The 1,758-nt window shown below is 76.4% G+C and carries 1 protein-coding gene; it reads right to left on the minus strand.

The window, feature by feature from the left end; genetic code table 11:
• Positions 1-1,748: polyketide synthase dehydratase domain-containing protein (locus B056_RS0110230; protein ID WP_456095366.1), on the minus strand; the 1,748-nt coding region annotated here is incomplete at its 3' end.
• Positions 1,749-1,758: the final 10 nt, after the last annotated feature.

Genomic DNA, 1,758 nt, shown 5'->3' on the forward strand with positions numbered 1-1,758 from the left:
GACAACAACACCAGATCCGACACCCCATGCACCGCCACCAGATGCCGCGCCAACACCACACCCAAAGACCCCGTACCACCCGTGACCACCACCGANCCCACACCGAACCCAGCCACCAGCGGCGCACCCGCGGACCCGCCTGCCGACGGGGCCGTCGTTCCGGCGGCGGACACCCGGACCAGGCGCGGCACGCGCACGGCACCGTCGCGGAACGCGGCCTGCGGCAGCTCCGCCTCGAGCAGGGCCGTCAGGATCTCCCGCCCGTCAGCGGCCGATGTTCCGAGGTCCGCGATCTCGCGGTCGGCGCGGTCGGCGGGGTCGGCGGGGTCGAGGTCGACCAGGTGGATCCGGCCGGGGTTCTCGGACTGGGCCGTCCGGGCCAGTCCCCACAGGGCCGCGTCCACCAGCCCGGGTACCGGATCGGCCGGAGTCGCCGCGACCGCGCCGACAGTCGTCAGAACCAGCCTGCTGTCCGCCCATCGAGGGTCCGCCAGCCAGGTCTGCAGCAGCGTGAGCAGGGTCGTGGTGCGGCTGCGCACCACGACCGCGTCCACGGTCATCGCCGCGGGGCCGGCCGCCTGTCCGGCCGAGTGGCACTCCACCACGAGCACGTCCGCGGGCTCCGGAAGCGCCGCGCCCAGCCCGATCCGGGCCCAGCCGTCCGTGCCGGCCGCGCCCGCCACGCCCGCCGGGCCGGCGAGTCGCCGTTCCACCCAGTCGACGCCGTGCAGCGACCGGCCGACCGTACCCGGGCCGGTCGGAAGCCGGCCGGGGGAGGTCGGCCGCAGGGTCAGGCCGTCGATGCGGGCCACGGGCAGGCCGGAGCCGTCCGCCAGCAGCAGCCGGACTCGGTCGGACCCGTTTCCCCGGGACAGCCGCGCCCGCAGCGCGCCGCCGGCGGGGGCCGAGCGCCGCACCCCGCTGAAGGCGAACGGCAGCCGCGCGGTGCCGACGTCGGCGAGCAGGTCACCGACGCCGACGGCGTGGAGGACGGCGTCCAGCGACGCCGGGTGGATGGCGAAACCCGCGGTCGACCCGACCGCGCTGTCGGACACCTCCGCGAAGACCTCGGCACCGCGGCGCCACACCCGGCGCAGGCCCCGGAAGGCCGGCCCGTAGGCCAGGCCCGCCGCCGCGAGCATGTCGTGCAGGCCCTCGACGTCCTGTTCCTCGGCTTCGGCAGGCGGCCAGCCGAGCAGATCGTCGTCGGGGACGTCGGCATCGGCGTCGGCGTCCGGAGTGAGCGTGCCGGAGGCCTGGACCGTCCACGGTTCGGCGTCGTCGGCCCGGGCGTGCACCGTGACCGGATGCTGGCCGTCGTCGCCGGCCGGCTCGACCGTGACCCGGATCTGCGCCCCGCCGCCCTCGGGCAGCACCAGCGGGGCGTGCAGCAGCAGCTCGGCCACCTCGGGCGCGCCGGCCCGCTCCCCGGCGGCCAGCACCATGTCGAGCAGGACGGTCCCCGGCACCACCACGCTGCCGAACACCACATGATCGGCCAGCCACGGATGGGTCGCCGTCGACAGCCAACCGGAGAGCACGGTCGCGGCCGAACCAGGCAGGACGACCGCCGCGCCGAGCACCGGATGCCCGGTGGCACTCAGCCCGAGGCCGGCGGCGTCCCCGGCGGCCAGTGCCCGTTGCCGCGGCCACAGCGGCAGCCGCTGGAAGGCGTAGGTGGGCAGGTCGACGCGGGTGGCCCCCGTCCCGGTGAACACCGCGGGCCAGTCGACGTCGGCACCGTCCACGAACAGCCGC

Origin of the sequence: Parafrankia discariae (assembly GCF_000373365.1) — a bacterium.
GTDB classification, from domain to species: domain Bacteria; phylum Actinomycetota; class Actinomycetes; order Frankiales; family Frankiaceae; genus Parafrankia; species Parafrankia discariae.